The 25938-nt window shown below is 49.3% G+C and carries 24 protein-coding genes and 1 tRNA gene; 16 read left to right on the forward strand and 9 right to left on the reverse strand.

Going from position 1 to position 25938, the window contains the following annotated elements; genetic code table 11:
• Positions 1–6 precede the first annotated feature (6 nt).
• Positions 7–1971, reverse strand: a complete 1965-nt coding sequence (locus A1sIIB76_RS01525; protein WP_190286250.1) for a M13 family metallopeptidase — start codon at positions 1969–1971, stop codon at positions 7–9.
• 63 nt (positions 1972–2034) lie between these two features.
• Here A1sIIB76_RS01525 and A1sIIB76_RS01530 point away from each other — a divergent pair, with 63 nt between their 5' ends.
• The gene (locus A1sIIB76_RS01530; protein WP_095693382.1) at positions 2035–2517 is read left to right on the forward strand and encodes a MarR family winged helix-turn-helix transcriptional regulator; all 483 of its coding nucleotides are present in this window, start codon (positions 2035–2037) and stop codon (positions 2515–2517) included.
• A 45-nt stretch (positions 2518–2562) separates the two neighbouring features.
• On the opposite strand, the gene A1sIIB76_RS01535 is transcribed toward A1sIIB76_RS01530, so the two are convergent.
• From A1sIIB76_RS01535 to panB, 3 genes are all read right to left on the reverse strand, one after another.
• A complete protein-coding gene (locus A1sIIB76_RS01535; protein WP_095696811.1) occupies positions 2563–2961 on the reverse strand; it encodes a hypothetical protein in 399 nt (132 codons plus the stop codon).
• A gap of 202 nt (positions 2962–3163) precedes the next feature.
• Complete coding sequence (locus A1sIIB76_RS01540; RefSeq protein ID WP_095684423.1) at positions 3164–4432, reverse strand: MFS transporter; 1269 nt, start codon at positions 4430–4432, stop codon at positions 3164–3166.
• Between the two features lie 9 nt (positions 4433–4441).
• Positions 4442–5257 (reverse strand): 3-methyl-2-oxobutanoate hydroxymethyltransferase, encoded by an 816-nt coding sequence (gene panB, locus A1sIIB76_RS01545; protein WP_095674484.1) that lies wholly within the window; start codon positions 5255–5257, stop codon positions 4442–4444.
• A gap of 89 nt (positions 5258–5346) precedes the next feature.
• Here panB and A1sIIB76_RS01550 point away from each other — a divergent pair, with 89 nt between their 5' ends.
• The 6 genes from A1sIIB76_RS01550 to A1sIIB76_RS01575 all read left to right on the forward strand — a co-directional run bounded on the left by A1sIIB76_RS01550 (position 5347) and on the right by A1sIIB76_RS01575 (position 12954).
• A complete protein-coding gene (locus A1sIIB76_RS01550; RefSeq protein ID WP_095684424.1) occupies positions 5347–7014 on the forward strand; it encodes an NAD+ synthase in 1668 nt (555 codons plus the stop codon).
• Positions 7015–7077: 63 nt separating this feature from the next.
• Positions 7078–8370 (forward strand): glutamine synthetase family protein, encoded by a 1293-nt coding sequence (locus A1sIIB76_RS01555; RefSeq protein ID WP_095685187.1) that lies wholly within the window; start codon positions 7078–7080, stop codon positions 8368–8370.
• A gap of 448 nt (positions 8371–8818) precedes the next feature.
• Positions 8819–9586, forward strand: a complete 768-nt coding sequence (heR, locus tag A1sIIB76_RS01560) for a heliorhodopsin HeR (protein ID WP_095696812.1) — start codon at positions 8819–8821, stop codon at positions 9584–9586.
• Positions 9587–9756: 170 nt separating this feature from the next.
• On the forward strand, positions 9757–11472 hold the full coding sequence (gene leuA / locus A1sIIB76_RS01565) for a 2-isopropylmalate synthase (protein ID WP_095684425.1): 1716 nt from the start codon (positions 9757–9759) through the stop codon (positions 11470–11472).
• A gap of 14 nt (positions 11473–11486) precedes the next feature.
• A complete protein-coding gene (gene recO, locus A1sIIB76_RS01570) occupies positions 11487–12233 on the forward strand; it encodes a DNA repair protein RecO (protein ID WP_095696813.1) in 747 nt (248 codons plus the stop codon).
• Between the two features lie 10 nt (positions 12234–12243).
• Entirely contained in the window at positions 12244–12954 is a 711-nt protein-coding gene (locus A1sIIB76_RS01575; protein ID WP_095684427.1) for an isoprenyl transferase, read from the forward strand.
• Between the two features lie 183 nt (positions 12955–13137).
• Here A1sIIB76_RS01575 and A1sIIB76_RS01585 read toward each other — a convergent pair whose 3' ends face one another.
• Together A1sIIB76_RS01585 and A1sIIB76_RS01590 are read right to left on the reverse strand one after the other, a co-directional pair.
• Positions 13138–13503 (reverse strand): Fur family transcriptional regulator, encoded by a 366-nt coding sequence (locus A1sIIB76_RS01585; RefSeq protein ID WP_095674491.1) that lies wholly within the window; start codon positions 13501–13503, stop codon positions 13138–13140.
• Positions 13503–14351 (reverse strand): ZIP family metal transporter, encoded by an 849-nt coding sequence (locus A1sIIB76_RS01590; protein WP_095696814.1) that lies wholly within the window; start codon positions 14349–14351, stop codon positions 13503–13505. The genes A1sIIB76_RS01585 and A1sIIB76_RS01590 overlap by 1 nt, the downstream gene beginning before the upstream one ends.
• A gap of 65 nt (positions 14352–14416) precedes the next feature.
• Between A1sIIB76_RS01590 and A1sIIB76_RS01595 the strand changes: the two genes are divergently transcribed.
• From A1sIIB76_RS01595 to A1sIIB76_RS01635, 9 genes are all read left to right on the forward strand, one after another.
• Positions 14417–14686 carry an antibiotic biosynthesis monooxygenase family protein gene (locus tag A1sIIB76_RS01595; RefSeq protein WP_095696815.1) on the forward strand — a complete coding sequence of 90 codons (270 nt, stop codon included), beginning with the start codon at positions 14417–14419 and terminating at the stop codon, positions 14684–14686.
• Positions 14687–14749: 63 nt separating this feature from the next.
• Entirely contained in the window at positions 14750–16129 is a 1380-nt protein-coding gene (locus tag A1sIIB76_RS01600) for a glycine--tRNA ligase (RefSeq protein WP_095684430.1), read from the forward strand.
• Positions 16099–17265 (forward strand): tRNA dihydrouridine synthase DusB, encoded by a 1167-nt coding sequence (dusB, locus tag A1sIIB76_RS01605; protein ID WP_095697346.1) that lies wholly within the window; start codon positions 16099–16101, stop codon positions 17263–17265. Before A1sIIB76_RS01600 ends, dusB begins: the two co-directional genes overlap by 31 nt.
• The gene (locus A1sIIB76_RS01610; protein WP_095696816.1) at positions 17265–17924 is read left to right on the forward strand and encodes a YdcF family protein; all 660 of its coding nucleotides are present in this window, start codon (positions 17265–17267) and stop codon (positions 17922–17924) included. Before dusB ends, A1sIIB76_RS01610 begins: the two co-directional genes overlap by 1 nt.
• Positions 17908–19152 carry a deoxyguanosinetriphosphate triphosphohydrolase gene (locus tag A1sIIB76_RS01615; protein ID WP_095684433.1) on the forward strand — a complete coding sequence of 415 codons (1245 nt, stop codon included), beginning with the start codon at positions 17908–17910 and terminating at the stop codon, positions 19150–19152. Before A1sIIB76_RS01610 ends, A1sIIB76_RS01615 begins: the two co-directional genes overlap by 17 nt.
• Positions 19153–19161: 9 nt before the next feature.
• Positions 19162–20997: a DNA primase gene (gene dnaG / locus A1sIIB76_RS01620; protein WP_095684434.1), complete on the forward strand. Its 1836-nt coding sequence runs from the start codon at positions 19162–19164 to the stop codon at positions 20995–20997.
• 50 nt (positions 20998–21047) lie between these two features.
• A tRNA-Asn gene (locus A1sIIB76_RS01625) sits at positions 21048–21122 on the forward strand.
• Between the two features lie 29 nt (positions 21123–21151).
• A complete protein-coding gene (locus A1sIIB76_RS01630) occupies positions 21152–22045 on the forward strand; it encodes a Rieske 2Fe-2S domain-containing protein (protein ID WP_095696817.1) in 894 nt (297 codons plus the stop codon).
• Between the two features lie 58 nt (positions 22046–22103).
• A complete protein-coding gene (locus A1sIIB76_RS01635) occupies positions 22104–23210 on the forward strand; it encodes a S1C family serine protease (protein WP_223298782.1) in 1107 nt (368 codons plus the stop codon).
• Between the two features lie 16 nt (positions 23211–23226).
• On the opposite strand, the gene galT is transcribed toward A1sIIB76_RS01635, so the two are convergent.
• The 3 genes from galT to A1sIIB76_RS01650 are packed head-to-tail and all read right to left on the reverse strand — an operon-like array spanning position 23227 to position 25927.
• Positions 23227–24339, reverse strand: coding sequence for a galactose-1-phosphate uridylyltransferase (gene galT, locus A1sIIB76_RS01640; RefSeq protein ID WP_095696818.1), 1113 nt, complete (start codon positions 24337–24339; stop codon positions 23227–23229).
• Positions 24340–24365: 26 nt separating this feature from the next.
• Positions 24366–25661 (reverse strand): glycoside hydrolase family 25 protein, encoded by a 1296-nt coding sequence (locus A1sIIB76_RS01645; RefSeq protein ID WP_095696819.1) that lies wholly within the window; start codon positions 25659–25661, stop codon positions 24366–24368.
• Positions 25658–25927, reverse strand: coding sequence for a hypothetical protein (locus A1sIIB76_RS01650; RefSeq protein ID WP_095674502.1), 270 nt, complete (start codon positions 25925–25927; stop codon positions 25658–25660). The genes A1sIIB76_RS01645 and A1sIIB76_RS01650 overlap by 4 nt, the downstream gene beginning before the upstream one ends.
• Between the last annotated feature and the right edge of the window lie 11 nt (positions 25928–25938).

Consider the following 25938-nt stretch of genomic DNA (forward strand, 5'->3'; position numbering starts at 1 on the left):
GCAGAGCTACCAAATTCGCACACGCTCGTGCTCTGCCAGCCAGAGTTCATCGCTCTGACTGACACCGAATGCTTGATAGAACTCGGGCATATTGCGCACAATCTGATTACAACGAAATTCATCAGGGGAGTGTGGATCTGTTGCAATCCGGCGACGCACTTCTTCCGGGCGATTCTTATTACGCCAGGAGTGGGCATAGGAAAGGAAGAATCGTTGTTCACCAGTGAGTCCGTCAATGACTGGACTTTGCGCACCTCCCAAAGCTAATTTCCATGCCTTATATGCAATCGCCAGGCCACCGAGATCACCAATATTTTCACCCAAAGTAAAGGCGCCATTGACGTGGATATCAGGGGTGCTTTCAGGGGATAAGGCATCGAATTGCTTAACCAGCACGGCAGTGAGTTCTTCAAACTTGCTGCGATCTTCATCGCTCCACCAATCCACCATATTGCCATCACCATCATATTTGGAACCTTGATCATCAAAGCCATGGCCTATTTCGTGGCCAATAACTGCGCCAATGCCGCCGTAGTTAGCTGCGATATCAGCTTCTAAATCAAAGAAGGGTGGCTGCAAGATTGCCGCCGGAAAGACAATTTCATTGGCAAGTGGGTTGTAATAAGCGTTGACCGTCTGCGGGGTCATATGCCACTCATCGCGATCAACCGGTGCGCCAATCTTGGCAATGGCATAGGCATGATCGAACTCGGCGATTCGCCATAAGTTGCCAATCAGATCACTGGCAGAAATTTCTAAGGTGGAATAGTCGCGCCATTTATCGGGATAACCAATCTTGGGGGTGAACTTAGTCAGCTTTTCTAGCGCCTTTTCCTTCGTTGCCGCTGACATCCAGGGCAGGTCAATAATGCTTAGCCGATAAGCCTCAAGCAGATAATCAACTAATACCTTCATCTCACTCTTTGCTTTTTCCGAGAAGTGCTGTTCGACATAAACCTTGCCGATGGCTTCACCGAGGGCGCCTTGGGTGACAGAGACGGCGCGCTTCCAGCGATCGCGAATCTGTGGCGTGCCAGAGAGGGTCTTGGCATAGAACTCAAAGTTCTGCTGCACGATGTCATCGGTGAGAAATGCGGCGCTAGCAGAGACGAGATTGAGTTTGAGCCAGGCGACCCACGAATCGCGCTCGCCAGAAAAGTCACCAAGTAGGGCCGAGACGGATTCAAAGAAGGATGGTTCACATACGACCAGGGATTCAAATGCTTTCGCTGGCACTTTGGCGTGCTCGGCCCAGAGGTCGAATAAGAAGTGTGGGGCAAGGCTTTCTAGCTCGGCGCGGCTGTATTTGTTATAGGTCAGAGTTGCATCGCGATCTTTTACCTGATCCCAGTGATGACTAGCAATTTTTGTCTCCAACGCCAGGATCTGTGCTCCGACGGTAGCGCCATCTGCAATTCCCACAAGTGCGCACATCTTTGCCACATGCTCCACAAAGGCACTTCGAATCTCGGCAAATTGATCTTCCCGGTAATAGGACTCATCGGGTAGCGATAGCCCGCCCTGGCCGAGATAGAGAATATTGGTATCAGAATCCATCGCATCGGGATAGATGGCTGCGCCAAAGATTCCGCCAATGCCACGCATTTCAAGTCTGGCCATGACTGAGATAAATTCGGGCAAGTTGGTGATGCCATCGATGGCGGCTAAATCTTCGACGATGGGCGCGATACCGCGGGCTTTAATGGCATCGGTATCCATAAAAGATTTGTAGAGGTCGCCAATTTTCTGCGCCTCACCTGTGCCAGTTGCGCTCTCGATAATCTGTCGAACCTGGGCCTCGGCGGCATCATGTAATTTGCGAAAGATGCCATCGCTAGATCGGTCATCTGGCATCTGATACTCGGTAATCCACTTTCCGTTGTAGTGACGGAAGAGGTCATCTTGTGGACGCACCTGTGGGTCGAGGGCAGAAGTTTCGATTCCAGATTTCACCGGGCTCATGAGTTCCATTTCATCGTGTGTAAAAGTAGTTGAAAGTTCAACTTTGTCACTAAAGAGCGTACTATTGCCGCTATGGCAGGGCAAAACGCTACAACACCGCGCTGGCTTAATGCTGCCGAAATGAAGGCTTGGCGCCGATACATCATCGCTAGCCGCCGGTTACTTGAAGCACTCGATTTAGATCTTGCCAGCCATGAGCTTTCGATGGCCGACTATGAAGTCTTGGCCCAACTCAGTGATGCCCCAGAACGCAGGATGCGCATGAGTGAGCTAGCCGATGTTGCCATGCTCTCGCGCTCGCGCCTTTCCCACCGGATCAAGGTGATGGAGAAGGCGGGCTGGGTAAAGCGAGAGGCCTGCCCGGAAGATAAGCGGGGCTACTTCGCGGTCATGACCGCCAAGGGGTGGAAGGCAATTGTTTCTGCTGCCCCTGATCATGTGGAGAGTGTGCGCACTAGGTTTGTTGATCACTTAACGAAAGAAGATCAACGAGTGTTATCAGAAATATTTGAACGAGTAACGCATTCCCTGAAAATCAATCCGCCAGCAGAATAAAAAACCCCGCCAGTTACCTGGCGGGGTTTTTTATAAGTAAATGAATTACTTAGCTGCTGCCTTCTTACGACGACGGCGCTTTGGAGCAGCTGCTGGAGCTGCTGCCTTCTTCTTGCGACGCTTTGGAGCAGCCTTCTTTGCTGCTGCCTTCTTACGACGCTTTGGAGCAGCCTTCTTTGCTGCTGCCTTCTTACGACGCTTTGGAGCAGCCTTCTTTGCTGCTGCCTTCTTACGACGCTTTGGAGCAGCCTTCTTTGCTGCTGCCTTCTTACGACGCTTTGGAGCAGCCTTCTTTGCTGCTGCCTTCTTACGACGCTTTGGAGCAGCCTTCTTTGCTGCTGCCTTCTTACGACGCTTTGGTGCTGCTGCCTTTGCGGCAGCCTTCTTACGACGCTTCTTAGGTGCTGCTGGTGCAGCTGCCTTCTTACGACGCTTTGCAGCCATCTGTTTTCTCCTAATCGGAAGGGTTCGGATCCGTCACCCAAACCTGTTTCGTGGATAAGTGTGACGGAATTTTGAAAGAAATACCACTACATAGTGAGAAATATTTCAGTGCGTGTCGCAAATTATTTTTTGATTATTTCTATGCATCTACGGAAATTTCTTGGTGTTTTTTTCTAAAAAAGTAAGAAAATCGAATGGAATTTTAGGAATTTTCCAGATTTTTGCGATTTTGGCGTTCTCGAACCGCGAATTCGTTCGTTTCGACGTCGTATTTCCACATTTTCGGCAAGAAAAAGGCCAGAAATGCGACCACGATGGCACATAAAATGCCCCCGGAAGTTACCGAAAAGGACAAACTAGTAGCAGAGGCGATTGTCGCCGCCCGTAATTGTCCGGCCAGCGGACCGACCGAGTAAGAAAGTAATTCGATACCGGCAAGTCGTCCGCGGAAGTGGTCCGGGATTGTTTGGTTCCAGATATTTGCACGAAACAGGGCGCTGATCATGTCAAAGGCCCCGGCGATAGTCAGGAAGAGTAAGACAAGAACCAAGGATGTACTCAGGCCAGCAACAGCGATGGCAAGACCCCAACCGATGGCGGCCAGAATTACCGCTCTGCCATGAAAGCGATAGCGAGTTGTCCATCCGGATGTCACAGTGACAAGCACAGAGCCGACTGTAATTGCGGAATAGAACATTCCAAGGGCCCACGGCGCATTAAGTTGGTCGGCCCAGAATGGATAGAGCGCCATCGGCATTGCAAGTGTCATGGCCGCCAAGTCAATGATGTATGTGCCAATTAAATCTTGGCGACTAAATGCATATTTCACACCATCTAATAACGCTGCCAGAGATGGCTTTTTCGCCTCTTTTGAAGAAGGCATAGATCGCACACGTGCCAGAAAAACGAGTGCAACAACATAAGTTGCCATATCTACTGCGAAACCAGCCGAGATCGAAAATGTGGAGAAGATAATGCCGCCCACTGTGGGGCCCACGATCAGACCCAGCTGCCAACGCAAACTCATCAGCGCAGTAGCTGCCGGCAGATCTTGGTGGCCAACTAATCGAGGCAACATGGCATCGGCGCTAGGACGTTGTAAACCATCGACTACCGCAAAGAGTCCGGCTGCGATGTAGATGACCCAGACCTTTGGCTCCCACAGCATCGAGTTGGCAAGAAGTAGCGCCACCAACAACATGGCGCCAGCTTCGGTCGCCCAGACCATCTTCTTTCGGTTGACTGAATCGGCAAGGACCCCGCCGTAGAGACCAAAAACAATCAGTGGCACGAGTTCGATGGCACCGACGATACCTACCGCAAGGTAGGAATTGGTGAGCTCTTTAATCTGAAAAGGGATAGCGACATAGGTAATCATCGATCCGAGGTAAGAAATCAGCCCGGCCGCCCAGAGATTACGAAAATCCGGGTATTTCTTAAGCGGAGTGAGATCTATTGAATGCTTTGCCACTACCAAAGACTAGTGAAAGCTCTGCGCCTCAGTGGGAAATGCTCCGGTGCGAACTTCGCTAGCAAACTCTTGGGTGGCAGCTAACAATTCCTGGCGCAGATTGCGATATGCCTTAGCAAGTTTGGGTGGATTGGCGGTAAAGCCAGCCATATCTGTCCAGACTAAAACTTGGGCATCGCATTGTGCGCCGGCGCCGATTCCGATGGTGGGAATGGATAAAGCCGCCGTAATTCTGGCCGCCAATTCGGCCGGCACAAGTTCTAGCACGAGGGCAAAAGCACCTGCTTTTTCGAGGGCGAGTGCGGCCTCCAACATGGCATCGCCATCGGTGCGACCCTGCACTCGATAGCCGCCTAATTGATGAAGTGATTGCGGAGTAAGGCCTAGGTGGGCCATGACCGGAATGCCAGATGAAGTGAGTTTTTCAACGGTTGCAATATGTGCACCTTCTAACTTCACCGCCATCGCACCGGCCTCTTTGAAAAATCGGGTAGCAGTTGTCAGTGCTTGTTCCGGGGAAGCTTCATAAGAACCAAAGGGCAGATCTGCCACGACCATTGCCCGCGCGGATCCGCGTACTACTGCTCGGGTTAAGGGAATCAAATCATCAACCGTGACCGGAATGGTGTTCTCTTCGCCGAGAAAATTATTGCCGGCGCTATCACCGACGAGCAGTACTGGAATTTGGGCCTCATCGAAAATTGATGCCGTGATCTGTTCATAGCTGGTGAGCATCGGCCACTTCTCACCGCGCACCTTGGCTGCGCGCAGATCAAGGATGGTCACGCGGCGATGGGAGGCGCCACCGTAAAGGGTTGTACTCATTATTTCTCCTGCCTCGAAGCCGCTTGGCGCGGTCCCCGGGTCAAAAACAATGGTACCCCTGATACGCAACTGGGCGATAATCTTGAACAATGAAGTTGCGATTGGCCCTGGCGCAGGTGAACCCAACGGTCGGAGACCTCGCGGGTAATGCCGCGATGGTTATTAAATGTGCCCACCAAGCGCAGTTAGCTGGCGCCCACATTGCGATCTTTCCAGAGATGGTTCTGACCGGTTATCCGGTCGAAGATTTAGCGCTCCGGCCATCTTTTCAAGTAGCAAGTAAGAGCGCACTGGAATCACTGGCGCGCCAGATCAACCCGGAGATTGTCAGCATCGTTGGCTACCTCGATCACCTAGCTGGGCGACCACAAAATATGGTTGCAGTTATTGCTGGGGGTGAAGTAAAAGCCCGCTATGCCAAGTGCCACCTACCTAATTACGGCGTCTTTGATGAGTACCGCAATTTTGTTGCCGGAGATTCCACGCTGGTCGTGCGCATTCATGGCGTTGATGTGGGCATCGCAATTTGTGAAGATCTCTGGATCGATGGTGGCATCACCACCCAACTCGCAGCGCGCAAGCCTGGACTTGTCATCGTGCCCAATGGTTCACCCTTTGAGCGCGCTAAAGATGATGTGCGCCTAGAACTTGTTACCCGGCGCGCTGCCCAAATGAACGCACCACTTGCCTATCTCAATATGACCGGCGGCCAAGATGATTTAGTTTTCGATGGCGACAGTATTGTGGTCGACAAAGCTGGTGCACTGATTGCTCGTGCTCCACAATTTGAAGATGGCGTGATGCTGGTCGATGTCGAAGTTGCCACGACAACATCGAAGCCCGATGTCATCATTTCGGAAAGCCCGGTAGAAATTGCTCAGCCACTGATTCCTGGAATCGCACAACGCCTTGGCGATGAAGAGCAGATGTGGAAGGCCATTGTTGTGGGGCTGCGCGATTATGTGGCCAAGAATGGATTTACCTCCGTCCTACTTGGTTTATCTGGCGGCATCGATTCTGCCGTTGTGGCAGCCCTGGCTGTTGATGCACTCGGCCCGGAGCAGGTGCACGCGGTTGCCATGCCAAGTAAATATTCTTCCGAACATTCCATCGCTGATGCGCAAGCGATGGCCAGCGCCACCGGCCTTGGTTTTCGCGTTATTGAAATACAGAAGATGGTCGATGCCTTCACTGGCCAAGTGGAACTGACCGGACTTGCCGAAGAGAATGTGCAGGCGCGCGTGCGCGGCACAACTCTGATGGGACTTTCCAATCAGAATGGCCACTTGGTGTTAGCAACCGGAAATAAATCAGAGCTGGCGTGTGGGTACTCCACGCTTTATGGCGATGCCGTCGGTGGCTATGCCCCGATTAAAGATATTTACAAGACCGATGTTTGGGCACTTGCTCGTTGGCGCAATCGCGTTGCAATCGAAGCTGGCGAGGTTGCTCCCATTCCGGAGAACTCCATTACGAAGGAGCCATCGGCTGAACTTCGACCTGATCAAAAAGATTCCGATTCTCTTCCTGAATATGAATTGCTAGATCGAGTCCTTAAGGCATATGTCGATGAAGACCTAGGCCACGATGCCCTGATTGCAGCAGGCTTTGATAAAGAGTTAGTGATTCGCGTGATCGGCATGGTCGATCGGGCCGAATACAAGCGCCGCCAATATCCGCCTGGCACCAAGGTCTCCCAGCGTGCTTTTGGTAAAGATCGGCGCCTGCCTATGACAAGTAAGTGGCGCGAACTCTAGTTTTGTAACATGGGCGTAACGTGACTTTGGCACGATGTGACCATGTCCCCAGATAGTGAAAATATGAGCAAGCAGCAAGAGTTCGTCCTGCGCACGGTGGAAGAACGCGATATTCGTTTTATTCGCTTGTGGTTTACCGACATTCTTGGCACCTTGAAATCTGTTGCCATTGCACCGGCCGAACTTGAAAATGCATTTGAAGAGGGAATCGGTTTCGATGGTTCTGCGATTCAAGGCTTCGCTCGCGAATTTGAATCAGATATGTTGGCAAAACCTGATCCGGCAACTTTTACTATCTTGCCCTGGCGGGCAGAGGCGCAAGGCGCCGCCCGTATGTTCTGTGACATTACCTTGCCTAGCGGGCAAGCATCCCCGGCCGACCCGCGCAATGTGTTGCGCCGCACCTTAGCGAAAGCTGCCGAGATGGGTTACACCTGTTACACCCATCCAGAAATTGAATTCTTTCTCTTCACCTCACAACCAGAAAAAGGCGTTCCACCTGTTCCAGTTGATCAAGGCGGCTACTTCGATCACACCCCAGCAGTTGTGGGCCACGACTTTCGCCGGCAAGCAATTACCTTGCTGGAAGCAATGGGTGTCTCAGTTGAATTTAGCCATCATGAAGGCGCTCCAGGACAACAAGAAATTGATCTTCGTTATGCAGATGCTTTAAGCACTGCCGATAACATCATGACCTTCCGTCATGTGATTAAAGAAGTGGCCCTTAATCAAGGCTTCTTCGCCTCCTTTATGCCCAAGCCCTTTACCGAACATCCTGGCTCTGGAATGCATACCCACGTCTCACTCTTTGCAGGTGAGAAGAACGCTTTCTATGATGACAAGGCCGAGCTCAATCTCTCTGCTGTTGGTCGCCAATTTATTGCCGGAATTTTAAAGCACGCTGCTGAAATCACGGCCGTCACAAATCAATGGGTAAACTCTTATAAGCGCTTACAAGGTGGGGGAGAAGCACCTTCCATCATTAACTGGGGCCACAATGATCGTGGGGCGCTGGTGCGCATCCCGATGTATAAACCAAATAAAGAGAACTCCACCCGGATTGAATTTCGTTCACCAGATTCAGCATGTAATCCATACCTTGCCTATGCCGTGATGTTGGCAGCAGGGCTGCAAGGTATTGAGAAGAAGTATGTGCTGGAAGCTTCCACTGATACACAGCTGCTTCCATCGAACCTGGAAGAAGCAATTACTGTGATGGAGAAGAGCGAACTCGTGCGCCAGACTCTAGGCGAGCATGTCTTTGATTACTTCCTGCGCAATAAGCGCTCTGAGTGGCAGGACTATCGCCGCCAGGTGAGTGCCTATGAGTTAGATCGTTATTTACCTGTTTTGTAACTCTTAGTAATAGAAATCAGAATTTTGCTACAACCAGGAGATTCTTTTCCAAGGGTGACGCCAAGTTACCCAGTTCCGTAGAAAGATTCTGCTAGAAATAGCCCATCCGGAGAGCATCTGCCCTCCGGATGAGTGTTCGGTTCAAGCACTTGGTGGAGGCTCGCCGTTTATGCGGCGGGCTTTCCTTTTTTCAATAATTTCAAAAATAGATTTGAATATCTCAAAAAGGAATCTCAGTAATAAAATTACTGATTCCACTTCGTCCTCCTCCCTCGTTATGCACTCTTTGTGCAATCTCTGGCTAGTTGCCAGAGAGAGTTAGCGAGGAAGCAGCCGTTGGCTCACAAGAAGCCTTCGATGAGGGAGTTGAAGCGAACAGGCGGAGAATATTTCGATTAGCCATCGATATTGCCGAGAAAATGGCTGGCTGTGGATATAACCTGAGGTTATGGCTAAAGAGATCAATACTCAGAAGATTCGTAATTACAACCTCATTGCAGGTTTCTTCCACCTCGTTCAAATGGCGGTAGTGCTTGTCCTATCAAGTGACTTCACCTTGCCTATTGTTGCCCGTTACGCAGCAGGACCTCCAGGAAGTGACTTTGCAGAACCTGTCACTCTGCTCGAGGCTCCAATCGGAATAACAGTTGCAATCTTCTTAGGCCTTTCAGCCTTCTTCCACTTTATTGTTGTAAGCCCACAATTCTTCCCGCGCTATGCCGCCGGCCTTGCGGCTCACCGCAACTACTTCCGTTGGGTTGAATATTCAATTAGCTCATCAGTAATGATTGTTCTTATTGCGCTCATTACTGGCGTCTCTGATGTTGTTGCAATCATCGCCCTCTTTGGGGTCAATGCATCGATGATTCTCTTTGGTTGGCTGCAAGAGAAATATGAAGAGCCAGGAAATGGTGGATGGCTTGCATATATCTTTGGCTGCATTGCCGGTGCTATTCCTTGGCTCGCACTCGCGTTCTATGTTCTTGCTATCGGTGGCCCAGGAGACACAAAGGCTCCTGCATTTGTTTATGGCATCGTCTTCTCAATATTTCTTCTCTTTAATACCTTTGCTGTTGTTCAATACCTTCAATATAAGAAGGTTGGAAAATGGTCGGATTATTTGCGCGGTGAGAAGACTTATATAACGCTCTCACTTGTGGCTAAATCTGCACTCGCATGGCAGATCTTCTCGGGGACCTTGATTCCACCTCAATAAGCCGCTTGATTGAATATGCATTCTCGCGTTATGCTCTACCCACTATGAAGCTCCGCGGACTCCTCCTTATCCGCCGTAGCGAGGCCTAAAGACCGGTCTCCTCGCTGCGGAGTTTGGTGTTGCCGGTAAACCTTTTTTTCCGACTACCAAACACATAGGAGTTAAGTGAAATGAATTTTCCAAAGCAGAAGCCTTCCAAGATGCCGGTGCATCGTTATGCACCTTTTATTCCAGTTGAATTAGAAGACCGCACCTGGCCAAGTAAGAAGATGACAGTGGCACCTAAGTGGTGCTCAGTAGATCTTCGAGATGGCAATCAAGCGCTGATCGACCCGATGGACACACCTCGCAAGCTTGCGATGTTTAAGTTACTTGTCGCCATGGGCTATAAAGAGATCGAAGTTGGTTTTCCATCAGCTTCGCAGACAGATTTCGACTTCGTGCGCAAGATTATTGATGAGGGTTTGATTCCAGATGATGTGATCATTCAGGTGCTTACCCAAGCTCGCGAACCACTTATTCGTCGCACCTATGAAGCAATTGCTGGCGCCAAGCAAGCAATCGTGCATCTCTATAACTCGACTTCAACCTTGCAACGACGCGTTGTCTTTGGTCTTGATAAAGATGGAATCAAAAAGATTGCAACCGATGGCGCTCAGCTCTGCCTTGAACTAATGGCCACCGTTCCAGAGACCAAGGTCTCCTTTGAATATTCACCTGAGTCATATACCGGCACCGAGCTCGAATTTGCCGTTGAGGTATGTAATGCGGTTAATGATGTTTGGAAGCCAACTCCGCAGTGGAAGACGATTCTGAACTTGCCAGCTACCGTGGAAATGACAACACCAAATGTCTATGCCGATTCCATCGAGTGGATGTGTAGAAATTTAAATAACCGCGATAGCGTCATTGTTTCACTTCACCCACATAATGATCGTGGCACAGGTGTTGCCGCTGCCGAACTTGGATATTTAGCAGGAGCAGACCGCATCGAAGGAACGCTCTTTGGTAATGGTGAGCGCACCGGAAATGTTTGCCTTGTTACTCTTGGCATGAACTTGGTTTCACACGGAATTGATCCACATATTGATTTCAGTGATATTGATGAGATCCGTCGCACGGTGGAATATGGCAATCAATTACGCGTGCCAGAGCGCCATCCTTATGGTGGAGATCTGGTCTTTACTGCTTTCTCTGGTTCCCATCAAGATGCTATTAAGAAAGGCTTTGAGCATCTAGAACGCGATGCAAAAGCTGCTGGCAAAGAAGTCGATGATTACACCTGGGCTGTTCCATATTTGCCGATCGATCCGAAAGATGTGGGTCGTTCCTATGAAGCGGTAATTCGGGTGAACTCTCAATCAGGTAAAGGTGGAGTTGCCTACTTGATGAAGAGTGAACATCATCTTGATCTGCCACGTCGCCACCAAATTGAATTCTCCAGAATTGTTCAGGCCAAAACTGATACTGAGGGCGGGGAAATTACAGCAGAGCAGTTGTGGCATATTTTCGAAGATGAATATTTGCCAACAGATTCTGCGCCATGGGGCCGCTTCAGATTAAAGGGAATGTCACAGAACTCAGTCATGGGTGAAGATGTGCAGCTGACAATCAAGATTACAGATCGCAGTGAGCCAGTTGAGCTTTCTGGAACTGGTAATGGTCCAATTGCTGCCTTCTGTCACATCATGCAAAACCATGGTGTTGATGTGAGAGTTCTTGATTTCCATGAGCACGCGCTCTCTTCCGGCGGCGATGCAACTGCCGCTGCATATCTTGAGTGCGAAATTGATGGCCAAGTCTTCTGGGGAGTCGGAATCGACCCAAATACAACGACTGCTTCACTTAAGGCCGTCGTGTCTGCAATCAATCGCGCTATTCGCTAACTACCGTACGCAGTATGTCTGCTCCTCAGTCCAAGCTTTATCGCGATGAGGCAATCATTTTGCGCACGCAAAAACTGGGCGAAGCAGATCGCATTATTACGTTGCTCACCAAAGAGCATGGGCGTATTCGTGGTGTGGCAAAAGGTGTTCGTCGCACCATGTCTAAATTCGGTGCGCGCCTAGAGCCTGGCAGCCATGTCGATATTCAGATGCATGCCGGCAAGACCTTTGACACCATCACCCAAGTTGAAGCGATTATGAATTACGGGGAAGCACTCACCAACGATTATCAGCGTTGGACAATTGCCCACGCCATCCTGGAAACCGCTGAGCGCTTTACCCAGCAAGAGGAAGAGCCAGCTCCACAAGAATTTCACTTAGTAGTTGGTGGCATGAAAGCCCTGGCTGATAATCGTTACGATTCATCGCTAATTCTCGATGCATTTCTATTGCGCTCACTTTCTATTGGTGGTTATGAACCATCGATGACAGCATGTTCTCGTTGTGAAAAGCCAGGACCACATCGTTATTTCTCATTAGTGGGCGGTGGATCTGTTTGCATGGATTGTCGGCCATCAGCATCGGCTACCGCATCTGCAGAAGCGCTCGAGCTGATGCAAGCGCTATTGCGTGGTGATTGGGATGTGGCGGAAAAAAGTGAAGCTCGCTATCGCCGAGAGGCTAGTGGTTTGGTTACTGCCTACCTACAATGGCACCTGGAACGTGGACTGCGAAGTTTGCCGATGGTGGAAAGGGCTTAACTAGAAATACATGAGTAAGAAGATTGATATTCCCCAACACATCGCAATCGTGATGGATGGAAATGGGCGCTGGGCAAAAGAGCGCGGATTACCTCGCACTGCCGGACATCAAGCTGGTGAAAAAGTTCTCTTTGATTTAGTAGAAGCTGCAATTGGTTTTGGTGTCAAAGAGATCAGTGCCTATGCATTCTCGACTGAAAATTGGAAGCGCAGCCCAGAAGAAGTGAAGTTCTTGATGGGCTATAGCCGCGAAATGCTGCGCACTCGCCGGGATAGTTTGAATGAGATGGGAGTCAAGATTCAATGGCTCGGGCGCCCACAGCGGCTATGGAAATCAGTGATTTCAGAGCTAGAAGAAGCCCAAGAGTTAACGAAGAAAAATAAGAAATTGACCCTTAATATGTGTGTGAATTACGGCGGGCGCGCAGAGATCGTTGATGCAGCGACAGAGCTAGCTCGCGATGTAAAGCGCGGTAAAGTCAAAGCAGATTCCATTAATGAGAAGACTCTAGAAAAGTATCTCTATTCACCAAAGATGCGCGATGTCGATATGTTCCTGCGTTCATCCGGTGAACAGCGCACCAGCAACTTCTTGCCGTGGCAATCTTCTTATGCAGAGTTTGTCTTTATGGATGTCTTGTGGCCAGATATGACGCCGGAATTATTGTGGAAAGCGATTGAGATTTATTCGGCGAGAGAGCGACGTTTCGGAAGCGCTTAAGCGGCCGGGTGATCTATAGGTGTTGGGGCTGTCAACAATGAGTGGCAAACGGCACAACATGCATTGTCGAGTAGATACATCTCAAGCTCATATGTGTGAGGGCAAAATGCCGCAGTTATTTGAATCAGATGTGAGCCACATGCCGGACATGCACATGTAGGGATTCCTCGAAAATTACCCATTTCAACACTTGGTGCAGAGGCCGAAGATTTCCGCAGTGTGTCCCACTTCGCGAAAACCGTGTTCTTCAGCCATGACCTTGGCCCATTTTTCAATTGCTCCCCCTTCAATCTCGACTGTATCGCCGCAACCTTTACAGACTAAGTGATGATGGTGAGCCTCTCCGCAGAGACGGTAGATAGCTTCTCCATCTTCGCGGCGCAGTACATCGACAATCTTGTCATTGACCAAACTCTGCAGAGAGCGATAGACAGTAGTTAAACCAATACTTTCGCCTTCTCTTTGCATGAGTCTGTAAACCTCTTGCGCGCTGGCAAAACCGCCAGCGCGTTCGAGAGTACTTAAGACTCTAGGGTTGGAACGAGACACTACTTATGATCTTCCTCTTCATGGTCGCCATGCTCTTCACCTTCATGCTCTTCACCTTCATGCTCTTCATGAATAGCAGTGGTCGAGCCATGAGTATGTGAATCACCTGAATGCAGATAACTGACAAGTCCCCACATAATGAGAACTCCACCGATCGTTGCCAAAATTGTGTAGCGAGACTTATGTCGTGAATGTGCCTCTGGCAAGATATGTGATGTTGCAAGGTAGATAACAATTCCAGAGAAAGCAGCGAGGTAGATAGCGATTACGTTATCTCCAAGAGCCAAGCTAGTTCCAAGTGCGGCGCCGCTGATGCGAGCAAGTGCATCGACTGCTAAAAGCCATATGCCCTTTTTGCTCCACTTTCCGCTCTTGATTAGAAATGAAACTGTATTGAGGCCATCACTGAATGCGTGGACCAAGAGTGCAATAAAGACAGCGACACCCAAATCTGAGCTGACCTTAAATGCAACGCCCAGCGCTAGACCGTCGAGGAATACGTGACCGCCCATTGCAACTGCGCCCAGAACTCCAACAGAGCTCGCTGAGTGCGTGTGGTCATGACCGTAATCTGATTCAGCTGGTTCGTGCGAACCAAAAATCTGCTCGTAGAAGTGAAGCAGAAGGAATCCTGCAATGAGTGCTACTGATACGGCAGGTGCATGGAAAATCTCTTGAGTTCCAAGTTCAAAGACCTCAGGAAGAAGATCAAATGCAACAAGACCTAGAAGTAGTCCTGCGGATAATCCAAGAACCAAGTGGAGTTTGTCCTTGGCGCGGATTGCTAAATAGCCACCCGCTGTAGTTGCTATAGCTGTTAAGGCTGCTAGGCCGATTGCGATATTCATAGCCGGACCGTATCACAAATGAAAATGATTTTCATTCCCGTTCCCCACCACTCTAGGCTCAGCCCATGATTGCAATCTCCCGATTTGAGCTCCCCTTGGCTGAAGGAGAGAAATTCCGCGTAGAACTAGAGGCGGTGCGCGATGTCTTGGCAGAGGCAACCGGCTTTATTTCAGGTGTGGTTGGGCAGAATCTAGATGAGCCAACGCTCTGGGTGCTCACAACTGAGTGGCAGAACGTGGGCTCCTATCGAAGGGCGCTTAGCTCTACCCGCGCAAAATTAGAAGCAATTCCTGTTCTTGCCAGAGCGATCGATGAGCCTGGAGCGTACGAGTAAACTAAGTACACGATTTCAACGACCGTTGTAATTCGCCGACAGCCAGCCGGATGGAGATTTGTAATGGCGGTAGACCGTTTAGAAAATATTGTTTCACTCTCAAAGCGTCGTGGATTTGTATTCCCTTCCTCAGAAATTTATGGCGGCCTTCGAGCATCTTGGGATTACGGCCCACTCGGAGTTGAAGTCAAGAACAACGTAAAGCGCCAATGGTGGAAGTCGATGGTCATGGGGCGCGAAGATGTCGTCGGTCTTGATTCGTCGGTTATTTTGGCCCGTGAAGTCTGGGAAGCATCTGGTCACGTTGCAACATTTAGCGATCCGCTCACAGAGTGCACCGCGTGTCATAAGCGTTATCGCGCAGATCACCTTGAAGAGCAGTATGAAGCAAAGCATAAGAAGAAGCTTGATTCACTTGCTGATATGAACTGCCCGGCATGTGGCAACAAAGGACAATTTACAACACCTAAACAATTCTCTGGCTTACTCAAGACTTTTCTTGGCCCAGTAGAAGATGAGACAGGGCTTGCCTATTTGCGACCTGAGACAGCCCAAGGAATCTTTATTAACTTTGATAATGTGATGACAACATCACGCAAGAAGCCACCTTTTGGTATTGGCCAGATTGGTAAATCTTTCCGCAATGAAATTACCCCAGGCAACTTCATCTTTCGTACTCGTGAATTCGAGCAGATGGAGATGGAATTCTTTGTGGTTCCTGGCACTGATGAGGAATGGCATAAGTACTGGATCGAGACTCGCCTTAATTGGTATAAAGATCTAGGAATTAACCCAGAACGTCTGCGCCTATTCGAGCATCCAAAAGAGAAGCTCTCACATTATTCAAAGGGCACAACAGATATTGAATACAAATTTGAATTCAACGGAACTGAGTGGGGTGAGCTAGAAGGTATTGCTAACCGCACCGATTTCGACCTCAAGGCGCACTCAGCAGCATCTGGAAAAGATTTGTCCTACTTTGATCAAGAGAAGAATGAGCGCTGGACACCATATGTCATCGAACCTGCAGCAGGTGTGGACCGCTGCGCGCTCACATTTATGATGGATGCATTTACTGAAGATGAAGCACCGAATGCAAAGGGCGAGATGGAAAAGCGTGCGGTGATGAAATTTGATCACCGCATTGCTCCCGTAAAAGCTGCGGTATTGCCGCTTTCTCGTAACGCTGATTTATCACCTAAAGCACGTGATTTGGCGACAGAGCTACGCAAGAACTGGAATATCGATTTCGATGATTCTGGTGCTATCGGTCGCCGCTATCGTCGCCAAGATGAAATCGGTACTCCGTACTGCATCACCATTGACTTCGAAACTTTGGAAGATCAAGCAGTCACAATTCGCGATCGCGACACAATGGGGCAAGAACGTATTGCACTTGATCAAGTTCAAGCATGGCTAGCACCTCGTCTACTCGGCTGCTAGCGCCGCTAGAACTCCCTCTTAAAGATGGAGTTCATTTAATCGATCCGCCGGTAGTTCTGGCGCCGATGGCCGGAATTACCAACGCACCATTTCGCATGCTCTGCCGCGAACAAGGCGCAGGTTTATTTGTCTCGGAAATGGTGACTGCGCGCGCATTACTAGAGCGCATCCCGGAAACACTTCGCATGATTGAACCAGGTGCGGGCGAGTGGCCACGTTCGGTGCAGCTCTATAGCGTTGATCCACACCATATGGCCGAAGCGGTCAAAATGATTGGGCGCGAGAATCTAGCTGATCATATTGATATGAACTTTGGTTGCCCGGTTCCGAAAGTTACTCGTAAAGGTGGGGGAGCAGCGCTTCCCTTTAAACGTAATCTTTTTCGTGAAATTGTGAAAGCTGCAGTAGAAAACGCAAAGCCTTATGGAATTCCAGTCACAGTCAAGATGCGTATTGGTATCGATTCAGATCACCACACTTACTTAGAGGCAGCAAAGTCAGCCGCTGACTTAGGTGTTGCTTGGGTGGCTTTGCATGCGCGCACCGCCCAGCAAATGTATGAAGGTAAATCTGATTGGTCTGCCATTGCCCAACTTGTTGAACATTTAAAACCAACCGGGGTTCCGGTATTAGGCAATGGTGATATTTGGTCTGGCGCCGATGGCATCGAGATGGTTCGCCAAAGCGGTTGTGCGGGAGTTGTTGTGGGCCGTGGTTGTCTAGGTCGCCCGTGGCTCTTTGCTGATTTAGTGGCGGCTTTTAACGGTGAAAGTAGCCGCACATTGCCCACTCTTCATGAAGTTCGGGAAGTCATGTTTCGCCATGGCGAACTCATCGTTGAATACTTTGAATCTGAAGATCGTGGTTGTCGCGACTTACGTAAACATATGGCCTGGTATCTCAAAGGATTCAGTGTTCCATCAGAGCTACGCCGCCAATTCGGAATGGTCGCTTCCTTAAACGAACTTCGTTCACTACTTAATCAATTAGATGATCAGCCCTATCCGGTTGAAATCGGTGACAAACCCCGAGGTCGCACAAGTAGTGGTCGCCCGCCAACTTTGCCTGATGGATGGCTTAATGATCCCGATGAAATGATTCATCTTGATGCTGAAGATATGTTCTCGGGTGGTTAATGTTTAAGTTAATCAGACGAGCAATCTCTTTGGTGCTGGCTGTGGTTCTCATTATTCCTACCTATGCACTCTTTGTTACCTGGAACTCGGCTAAGAACCCAACCTTTAGATCTACGGCAGAAGTCATTGTTGTGCCGGGGGCTGCGCAATTAGATGGCGCACCAGGTGAGGTATTACTTGCACGTCTGATTGAGGCAAAGCGAATCAAAGATGCTGGATATGCACCACTTATTATCACCGTGGGAGCCGGTGCCCCGGGAGATCGCACAACTGAAGCAGCCGCTGGAAAATATTGGTTGACCCAAAATGGAGTGGCGAAAAATAAAGTTATCTCAATTCCGGTAGGGCGAGATACTTTTTCCCAGACGCAGGCATATATCAAAGAGATGAAGAGTCGAAAGTTATATAACGTCATCATTGCAACTGATGCTTATCACTGCCAGCGCACCATCACGATGGCAAAAGACTTAGGAGCAACTGCAACATGTTCACCTGCCAGCACTGGGCCAAATACCCTTACAAAATCACGGTATCGATATTTGATTCGCGAAGCAGGTGCCTATCTGGCATACATCACGCTAGGCAGACGAGGCATTCATATCAGCGATCACCTGACTAACAGCAAACTTGTAAGGTATGTGTATGACCCAGTTGCCTAAGGCATATAGCGCTGCCGATCAAGAGAGATTTCTTGATGAACCGGCAAAGCGTGCTGGTCGCACTGAATTCATGCGCGATCGCGCCCGTGTTATTCACTCTGCCGCCCTTCGTCGACTAGCTGCCAAAACTCAGGTCGCAGTTCCTTGGGAGAATGATTTTCAACGCACTCGTTTATCTCACTCACTGGAGTGTGCCCAGATTGGTCGCGAACTAGGCGAGTCACTTGGCGCAGACCCAGATCTACTTGAGACTGCATGTTTGTCACACGATATGGGACATCCACCATTTGGTCACAATGGGGAAGAAGCGCTAGCCGATGCTGCGCAATCGTGTGGTGGCTTTGAAGGAAATGCTCAGAGTTTTAGGTTACTCACCCGCATTGAAGCCAAGACTGTTTCAGCAACTGGAAAAAGTCTTGGACTTAATCTCACCCGAGCATCACTTGATGCGGCAACGAAATATCCGTGGACCAGAGCAGAGAATCCGCGCAAGTTTGGCGTGTATAGCGATGACACAGAAATCTTCACTTGGGTCCGTGCAGGTGCACCCGATGAGCGCAAATGTATTGAAGCTCAGATCATGGATTGGTCGGATGATTGCGCATACTCCGTACACGATTTAGAAGATGCCATCTTTGCTGGCCAAGTGCGGGTAAAGAATTTTGATAACGATTTCGATACTTTATATCAAGAGATGACCGCGAACTACGGCAGTGATGCCACCAAGAGCGAGGCCGCAGCTGCCCTTACACGTTTGCAATCACTGACTTGCTGGCCAACTCACTTTGATCGCACACATCGCGCCCTTGCTCGTTTAAAAGATACGACTTCACAACTGATTGGCCGTTTTGTGCTGGCTGCCGAACTTGAAACTCGCAATGTTCATGGCGATGGCCCACTGACTCGCTATAGCGCCAATCTAGAAATTCCACGCGAAGCAAAAGTCGAGGTTGATTTCCTGAAGGCTGTTGCTGGGCATTACTTGATTAGCGCTGCGGCGTCGCAAGAGCGCTATGCAAAACAACAAGTAGTCATTCATGATTTGGTGCAGATGCTCTTCGATGCAGCCCCCAGCGAACTCGACCCAATCTTTGAAGACGATTGGAAGCAGGCCACAAATGATTCAGAGCGGTTACGTATTGTCATTGACCAAATTGCTAGCCTGACCGACCCCGGCGCATATGCCTTACACGCCCATCTCTCGCAAGCTCCCACAAAGCGTAGATAAGGTAGGAACATGAGCGGGCGGATTAAGGCTGATGACATTGTCTATGTGCGCGAGCATGCACATATCGACGAAGTTGTTTCAGCAGCCGGCGTTGCACTTAAAAACGCAGGCGGGGGACAGAAGAAGGGGCTTTGCCCGTTCCATGATGAAAAATCTCCTTCCTTTCACGTCACACCTTCTAAGAATTACTATCACTGCTTTGGTTGCGGCGCCGGCGGGGATGTCATCGATTTTATGATGAAGACAGAGCATTTGAGTTTTACCGAAACAATTGAACGGCTTGCCTCTCAAATTGGTTACACCCTTCGTTATGAAGAAGGTGGACCAGCACAACCGACTTCCCAACGTTCACGTTTATATTCAGCCCACCTAGCTGCAGCAAAGTTCTATCAAGAACTGATTAATACTTCCCCCGATGCCGCCCATGCCCGTGATCTGCTTACTAAACGTGGATTTGATAAGGCGGCATGTGATTTATTTGGCGTGGGATATGCCCCCAATAGTTGGGATTCACTGACTAAGCATCTGCGCGCTGCCGGATACACCATTGAAGAATTAGAAGAAGCGGGACTTTCTAAGATGGGTGAGCGCGGGCCGATCGATAAGTTTAGAAATCGCATCATGTGGCCAATTAAAGATATCTCAGGCGATATCGTCGGATTCGGAGCTCGTAAATTAGCCAGCGATGAAGAGGATCAAGGTCCTAAGTATTTAAATACCTCGGAAACTCCTATCTATAAGAAGTCACAAGTACTTTATGGCCTTGATATGGCTAAGAAAGAAATTGCCAAGAGCCGTCAGGTAGTTGTGGTTGAGGGCTATACCGATGTGATGGCATGTCATTTGGCTGGAATAACAACTGCCGTTGCAACCTGTGGCACAGCCTTCGGTGATGATCACATCCGCATTATTCGCAGATTACTGATGGATGCCGATACCTTCCGCGGTGAAGTGATCTTCACCTTCGATGGCGATGCCGCCGGACAAAAAGCTGCCATGAAAGCTTTTGGTGATGACCAGAAGTTTGTGACCCAAACTTTTGTTGCAGTTGAACCAGATGGCCTTGACCCATGCGACCTTCGCCAACATAAGGGCGATCTGGCCTTGCGTGATTTGATTGCAAAGAGAGTGCCACTCTTTGAATTCGCGATTCGCACCGAACTTAAAAAACATGATCTGAACACCGCCGAAGGACGCGTGAATGCGCTCAACACCGCAGCCCCGCTGGTCGCAGCCATTCGCGATAAGTCACTACGCCCGGAATACATCAAATCTTTATCAGGGTGGTTAGGAACAGAGACCGAAGTTGTCACCGCAGCAGTGAACACGGCCCTGAAAAAGGTGAGCACAACTCAGGTTCAGAGCGAGGCACCGGCTGCCGATGCGCAGTGGCGACCTAATCCGACTGAGCCAACGTTGATGTTAGAGCGAGAGGTATTAAAAGCTAAGTTACAGATGTCAGGACTTGTCTTTGGCTGGAGCACTATTGAAGATGAAGCATTTACTCATCCGGCCTACCGGGAACTACGCCGCATTATCGATTCATTTGGCACCGAACCGCTAGCTCTGGAAAAAGTTGACGATGATCGCATGAAGCAGCTATTTACTGAACTCTCGGTGGAACCAGTGCGCACAGATGGGGCGGTCTCTGAAAAGTATGTTTCTAGTATCGTCGCCAGATTACGAGAAGTACTTGTCAGTCGAAAGATTGCAGATCTGAAATCAAGTCTGCAGCGCCTTAACCCGGTTGAAAATCAGGAGCAGTACAACGCAGCATTTGCAGAGTTGGTTGCCCTGGAAACCCAGAAACGTGGGCTGCACGAACTCTCCATTAGTTCGCTCTAACGTGGGCATTTTGGCGCAGGCTTACCCCCTGCGGTAGAGTCAGCACTCATTCCCTGATAGCTCAACGGCAGAGCAGTCGACTGTTAATCGACAGGTTCTTGGTTCGAATCCAAGTCAGGGAGCCACGCGCCACGGCTCGCGATATCCTAAAGTTATGAACGCATTGCAGAGTATTTCCCGAGGTGCAATGAGTTCATGGGCCACGCAGAATCGAGCCCCTCGCCTGTTACGTGTATTTCTCGGTGCCACCTTTATCTATGCCGGATGGGATAAAGCATCTGATCCTGGATTTCTCACACAAGGTGAGCCCACATATATCGGCACCCAGTTAGCTGCCTTTGCCGCAAATTCACCGATCGGATTCTTACTTAATCGCATTCTAGATCATGCAACCTATGTCGGAATCTTGGTCATGGTTGCAGAGTTTGCAGTTGGAATTGCAACGTTACTCTGGGTTGCACCAGCAACAGCTGCCTTTGGCGGATTTTTACTTTCAGTTACGCTCTGGCTTTCTAGCTCTTTCTATACAACTCCATATTTCTTGGCAGGTGATAGCGCATACGCAGTGATGTGGCTTGCTTACTTACTACTACTGATTGGAAATCGACGAATGCCTGCTACAAATTTTCAGCGCCGAAGTGTCTTGCGCACAGCGATTGTGGGCGCCCTAGCCGTAGCCGCAACCTTTGCCGGAAGAGCCTTACCAAAGAGTTCGGCCTCAGTGAAATCTTCAACGAAAGGTAAGGGAGCGCAGATAATTAAAGTTGCCGAACTGCCTGTGGGAAAGACATTTAATTTTGTGCATTCTGCACAAGGGGTCCCAGCAATCCTCTTTCGCACCAAGGCTGGCTTCTTTGCATACTCAGCAATCTGCACCCACGAAGGTTGCTCAGTTACCTATAAATCTTCATCGAAGAAACTCATCTGCCCTTGCCACGCAGCACAATTTGATCCATTTGCTAGCGCTAAAGTCGTTTCCGGACCAGCTGAAAGACCGCTGGATAAAGTAAAAGTAAAAATAAGTGGTGCGTGGGTGGTTGAAGCCTAAACTCTCTCAACGCTCTCACTGCTCTAACAGGAAAATCACAGAAGAATAGGGAAGCATCATGGTTATGAAGAACGCCAAAGTTATCGCAGCCTTTATTGCAGGAGCTGCCATTGCGGGCTCAGTTGCAACTGCCTCAACAAACTCAACCAGTGTTGTGAAGGCATGTGCTGATAAGCGCACCAATGCGCTCTATCTCTCGCCTACCGGCACCTGCTCTTCGTCGAGAACACTTGTTGAACTCGGTGGCAGTGAAATGAATGCAAAGACCATTGCTTCGCTGGTAACTCCATCGGTCGTCTCGATTAGCGTTACCGCTCCTTCGGGTTCTGGCACCGGTTCCGGATCGGTCTATCAGAGCACATCTGCATTTAGTTACATCATCACCAATAACCATGTGATTGATACGGCTGTGACATCAGGAACAATTAAGATAGAACTGACCAATGGCAATCAGTATTCAGCAACGATTGTGGGACGAGATCCTGGATATGACCTAGCAGTACTCAAGGTGCAAATGGGAAATCTTCCAGCCATTACCTTGGGAGACTCTTCTAAACTCAGTGTTGGAGATCCTGTTCTAGCGATCGGTTCTCCACTCGGCTTGGCTAGTACAGTCACAAGCGGAATCGTCTCTGCACTTAATCGCCCGGTATCAACTGGCACAGAAGATGCACAGTCTTATGTCAATGCAATCCAAACAGATGCCGCCATTAACCCTGGAAACTCAGGCGGAGCACTCGTCGATGCCGCAGGAAGGCTCGTTGGAGTGAACTCTGCAATTGCCACAATATCTTCAGGTGCGGCAAGTGGAAATATCGGACTTGGATTCTCAATTCCTATCAATGAAGCAAAACGTGTGATTGATGAAATCATTGCAACTGGAAAATCAAAGCGTCCGGTACTTGGCGTTTACTTTGATCCTGCCTACACAGGAGTTGGTGCCAAAATTACTCAGCTCAGCCCCGGTGAAGGAGCAGAGAAAGCTGGCATCCCAGTGAACTCAGTTCTTCGTAGTATCGATGGCGTGAAGGTTGCTAACTCGGAAGCGGCAATTGTGCGCATTCGCTCTTATGCACCAGGTAGCACAGTAACTGTGGTGGTGGATCTACCAACGGGTGCCAGCAAGAGCTTTAAGGTAACTTTAGGTTCAGCACCGTCGCTATAGGAAGATAACTTTCTTTTTACAGCTTCACATCTTTGAGTTGCTGCGCAGATTGTTCTGGCTTCATATCCATAATAAATGCCCCCATGGCGGATTCAGAACCGGCTAAATATTTAAGTTTGCCCGGTGCTCTGCGCACGCTCGTGATCTGCCAATGCAACCTCAGTACATCGCGCCCTTGGCGCACAGGTGCTTGATGCCAGGCAGCGATATATGCCATATCGATACCAAATACTCCATCGAGGCGCTGCATTACTTCGATGGCAATCGATGGAAACGAATCACAGACAGCAGGTGCTAACTCTGCTAAATCTGCAACAGGTTGCAGTGGGGTGACGTGAATTTCAAATGGATAGCGTGAGGCATAAGGGGTGTAGGCAACCCAATGTTCATTCTTGGCGATAACTCGAGTGCCATCACGAAGTTCGCGCGCAACTACATCATCAAAGAGCACGCGCCCGGTCTTGGCATGGTGTGCCTTGGCAACTTCAAGCATCTTCACAACACGGGGTGGTAGATATGAATAAGCATAAATCTGCCCATGCGGATGAGCCAAGGTAACGCCAATTTCTTCACCGCGATTTTCAAAGGGAGCGATATGTTCAATAAATGGTTGTTGCGAGAGTTCGCGCGTGCGATCACGCCATGCTTCTAGCAGCGTGCGCACTCTTTGGGCAGAGAGTGTTTTAAAAGAGCCACCGTGATTGGCCGTAAAACAAATTACTTCACACTTTCCGGCAGCCACACCTTCATCAGTATCTGAACCCACCATATCGGGCAAGGCAAAGTCACCATTAGGTGGACGCATTGAAGGTGAGCGATTATCAAAGACAACAACTTCAAAATCATTTTCTGGAATCTCAGTCAGTAAATCACCTGTGGTGGGACAGAGCGGACAGAGTTCTTTTGGAGGCAAGAAGATGCGACTCTGGCGGTGAGCTGCCATCACAACCCATTCGTTGACTAATGGATCAAGACGTAGCTCGCCAATACCAGGTTGTTCTTCGGCAGGGCGTTGATCTGCAACAGTTCGTTTCTGTTCAGCTGTGTCGTAATAACGAATTGTTCGGCCATCGCTCATGGTGCGACTTGTGCGCACTACACCGGCAGATAGCTCGAGGATTTCATCCATAGTGCGAGAACCTTATCGCGGGGGAGTTAATTCTTAATCTGATTTCGGCAGCCATCAGTGGCCGGTTTGCTCGGAGCCTTCTTAGTTGGTTTAGGCACAGGTGCTTCTCCCTGCGTAATCGTCAGTTCAACTAGCGTCTTTGCATCTGCGTGAGTTCCAGAGGGATCTTTATATGCAACGCTGCCAAACCAGGTTCCAGCAGGAAGCCCAGAAATTGAAAGCGTCCACGACCCACTAGATTCGCGCTCAACTTTCTGCTCAACAGTAGGCTTAATTGCATTTGCAGATGTGAAATATAACTTGACCGAACCGGTGACAACAGGTGAACTGTCTGGACGTGTGACCTCAATGGCAATCACCGCACTCTTATTCGTTGTCGTTGCCTTAACTGATGAAATTATGATGGTTGAACTTTCACCGACTGGCATCAGATCTGCTGGATCTGGGGACCACGAGCCCGTGAGCAGTGATTCAAATTTCTCAGAGGTGCCACCAAAGACATTGAGATCTAAGCGATTACCTGGAACGCCATACTTAGGTGCGATTCCACACGAGGTGTATTGCCACATCGTCCAATTAGCTGAGCATTGCGCCGTGGTCCACGAGTGCACATAACAACCACCTGGTTTCACATTGGGTCTAGCCTCGGGCTTAGCTGGATCAATTGTGTATTGGGCGATCCATAACGGATATTGTGAAAGTTCTTTGTCCCGGTTCAAGGCATTTTCCAGAAAATGTGGCGAAGAATAAATCAAGGGTGTGCGACCAGTCTTATCTTTGAGTGTGGCAAGGAAGGTCTTACTCCAGAGCGTTGCTTGTGCGCGAGTTGCGTATTTACTACAGGAGCCAGAAGAACTGACTTTGACGCAGTTATTTTCAAGATCAAGTGCGTATGGCAAATCTAAATCATTAAAGCCGCCCAGCGCCTCAACTCTCCAGATAACTTTCTGAGCTTGCGCCCGAGCATCTCGTTGAACTGCGGCCGTAGTTGTCACATTGGGTAAGAGCGCATAGTGATAAAAACCAGTGTGAATTCCAGCTTCTTGTGCGCCAACGCGATCAGCCTTCACATATTTCAGAGCTAGGCGATCAGAATATTCTCTGGTATCTGATGCTTTAATCATCACGAAATCAATTCCAGCAGCACGCATTTTCTTGAAGTTAATTGGCTTATCGTTTGGATGCTGCCACCTGCTGATATCTGCGCCATGAATCTTTCCAGCAGGACCTGCTTCTACTAATTCTGCAGCACGTGCTGGGCTGGCATGAAAGGCAAATGAGAGAAATGAGAGTGAGAGCAGGATTGTAAGAAATTTTCTCATTTTTCTACGATCACAACCGATTCACCGAAAACATCAAGAAAAGCACTTTGCAATACTGAGCGATGACGCAGGCGTGCCTCTTGATAATCATGGCCGGTTGCCAACTTATTGCTATCACTGAAATCTAAGGTCAGGCGCCCGTTATCAAATGATTCAAGGCGAGCATCAAAGTAGGCAATCCAAATAACTCGGTCTTGGCTTTCAACTAGATCAAGGACTTCATTCCAGCGCACCCGGATTTTTGCCAGGGTAAGAGCGGAAGACATGCGCAGAGATT

The sequence above is a fragment of the Candidatus Planktophila versatilis genome (genome assembly GCF_002288265.1).
Classification (GTDB): domain Bacteria; phylum Actinomycetota; class Actinomycetes; order Nanopelagicales; family Nanopelagicaceae; genus Planktophila; species Planktophila versatilis.

Coding starts and splice junctions, on each gene's coding strand:
- A1sIIB76_RS01615 (WP_095684433.1), top strand. CDS start 17,908: ATGACCCAGTTGCCTAAGGCATATAGCGCTGCCGATCAAGAGAGATTT.
- A1sIIB76_RS01650 (WP_095674502.1), bottom strand. CDS start 25,927: ATGTCTTCCGCTCTTACCCTGGCAAAAATCCGGGTGCGCTGGAATGAA.
- A1sIIB76_RS01645 (WP_095696819.1), bottom strand. CDS start 25,661: ATGAGAAAATTTCTTACAATCCTGCTCTCACTCTCATTTCTCTCATTT.
- A1sIIB76_RS01575 (WP_095684427.1), top strand. CDS start 12,244: ATGAGTAAGAAGATTGATATTCCCCAACACATCGCAATCGTGATGGAT.
- A1sIIB76_RS01555 (WP_095685187.1), top strand. CDS start 7,078: ATGAGCAAGCAGCAAGAGTTCGTCCTGCGCACGGTGGAAGAACGCGAT.
- panB (WP_095674484.1), bottom strand. CDS start 5,257: ATGAGTACAACCCTTTACGGTGGCGCCTCCCATCGCCGCGTGACCATC.
- heR (WP_095696812.1), top strand. CDS start 8,819: ATGGCTAAAGAGATCAATACTCAGAAGATTCGTAATTACAACCTCATT.
- galT (WP_095696818.1), bottom strand. CDS start 24,339: ATGGATGAAATCCTCGAGCTATCTGCCGGTGTAGTGCGCACAAGTCGC.
- recO (WP_095696813.1), top strand. CDS start 11,487: ATGTCTGCTCCTCAGTCCAAGCTTTATCGCGATGAGGCAATCATTTTG.
- A1sIIB76_RS01595 (WP_095696815.1), top strand. CDS start 14,417: ATGATTGCAATCTCCCGATTTGAGCTCCCCTTGGCTGAAGGAGAGAAA.
- A1sIIB76_RS01600 (WP_095684430.1), top strand. CDS start 14,750: ATGGCGGTAGACCGTTTAGAAAATATTGTTTCACTCTCAAAGCGTCGT.
- A1sIIB76_RS01610 (WP_095696816.1), top strand. CDS start 17,265: ATGTTTAAGTTAATCAGACGAGCAATCTCTTTGGTGCTGGCTGTGGTT.
- A1sIIB76_RS01525 (WP_190286250.1), bottom strand. CDS start 1,971: ATGGAACTCATGAGCCCGGTGAAATCTGGAATCGAAACTTCTGCCCTC.
- leuA (WP_095684425.1), top strand. CDS start 9,757: ATGAATTTTCCAAAGCAGAAGCCTTCCAAGATGCCGGTGCATCGTTAT.
- A1sIIB76_RS01550 (WP_095684424.1), top strand. CDS start 5,347: ATGAAGTTGCGATTGGCCCTGGCGCAGGTGAACCCAACGGTCGGAGAC.
- A1sIIB76_RS01590 (WP_095696814.1), bottom strand. CDS start 14,351: ATGAATATCGCAATCGGCCTAGCAGCCTTAACAGCTATAGCAACTACA.
- A1sIIB76_RS01535 (WP_095696811.1), bottom strand. CDS start 2,961: ATGGCTGCAAAGCGTCGTAAGAAGGCAGCTGCACCAGCAGCACCTAAG.
- dusB (WP_095697346.1), top strand. CDS start 16,099: ATGGCTAGCACCTCGTCTACTCGGCTGCTAGCGCCGCTAGAACTCCCT.
- A1sIIB76_RS01630 (WP_095696817.1), top strand. CDS start 21,152: ATGAACGCATTGCAGAGTATTTCCCGAGGTGCAATGAGTTCATGGGCC.
- A1sIIB76_RS01635 (WP_223298782.1), top strand. CDS start 22,104: ATGGTTATGAAGAACGCCAAAGTTATCGCAGCCTTTATTGCAGGAGCT.
- dnaG (WP_095684434.1), top strand. CDS start 19,162: ATGAGCGGGCGGATTAAGGCTGATGACATTGTCTATGTGCGCGAGCAT.
- A1sIIB76_RS01530 (WP_095693382.1), top strand. CDS start 2,035: ATGGCAGGGCAAAACGCTACAACACCGCGCTGGCTTAATGCTGCCGAA.